The organism is Streptomyces sp. NPDC001914 (assembly GCF_042891215.1).
GTDB lineage: Bacteria > Actinomycetota > Actinomycetes > Streptomycetales > Streptomycetaceae > Streptomyces.
Window position 1 is genome coordinate 1 of the sequence record NZ_JBIASW010000045.1, and the last position, 1,060, is coordinate 1,060.

The 1,060-nt window shown below is 66.5% G+C and carries 1 protein-coding gene; it reads right to left on the bottom strand.

Going from position 1 to position 1,060, the window contains the following annotated elements:
* Positions 1 to 112: 112 nt before the first annotated feature.
* A partial coding sequence (locus tag ACFYYF_RS41560; RefSeq protein ID WP_388784818.1) for a DUF3459 domain-containing protein occupies positions 113 to 1,060 on the bottom strand: 948 nt, incomplete at its 5' end.

Consider the following 1,060-nt stretch of genomic DNA (forward strand, 5'->3'; position numbering starts at 1 on the left):
TCCTGGAAGGAGCGGACCAGCACCTCGTAGAAGACGGCGCGTTTGAACCACTCGGGATCGCGGTCCTTGGCCGGGGTGTCCTCGAACGTGTCCGGGACGGGCTCATTGACGATCATGTGGTGGGTGACCCTCCGATCAACGGTGAGGACGGTCGCAGGACGGTGAGGATGTGCGCGGGCCGGTCGCCCGGATCCAGGCGCACATAGTTGGTCCTGCCCCAGTGGTAGGTCTCGCCGGTGAGCTCGTCGCGCACCGGCACCGACTCGTGCCATTCCAGGCCGAGTTGCGGCATGTCCAACGAGACCGTGGCCTCCTGGGTGTGGTGCGGGTCGAGGTTGACCACCACCACAACCGTGTTCGAACCGTGGGCGTCCGTCACGGACTTGGAGTAGACGATCACCGCCTCCTGGTCGGCGTGGTGGAAGTGCAGGTCACGCAGTTGGCGCAGGGCGGGACTGCGCCGTCTGATCGCGTTGAGCTCGCGCACCAGCGGGGCGATGCTCCGGCCGTCGCGTTCGGCGGTCTCCCAGTCGCGTGGGCGCAGCTGGTATTTCTCGGAGTGGAGGTATTCCTCGCTTCCCTGGCGCAGGGGGGTGTTCTCGCAGAGTTCGTAGCCGCTGTAGATGCCCCAGGTGGGGGAGAGGGTGGCGGCGAGGACGGCGCGCAGTTCGAAGGCGGGGCGGCCGCCGTGCTGGAGGAACTCGTGCAGGATGTCGGGGGTGTTGACGAAGAAGTTGGGCCGCATCCGGGCGGCCGATTCGCCGGAGAGTTCGGTGAGGTAGTCGGTGAGTTCCTGTTTGGTGTTGCGCCAGGTGAAGTAGGTGTAGGACTGCTGGAAGCCGATCTCGGCCAGGGTCCGCATCATGGCGGGCCGGGTGAAGGCCTCGGCCAGGAAGATGACGTCGGGGTCGGTCGCGTTGATGTCCGCGATCACCCGCTCCCAGAACACCACCGGTTTGGTGTGGGGGTTGTCGACGCGGAAGATGCGCACGCCGTGGTCCATCCAGTGCCGCAGCACCCGGACACTCTCGCGGACCAGGCCGGGCATGTCCTGGTCGAA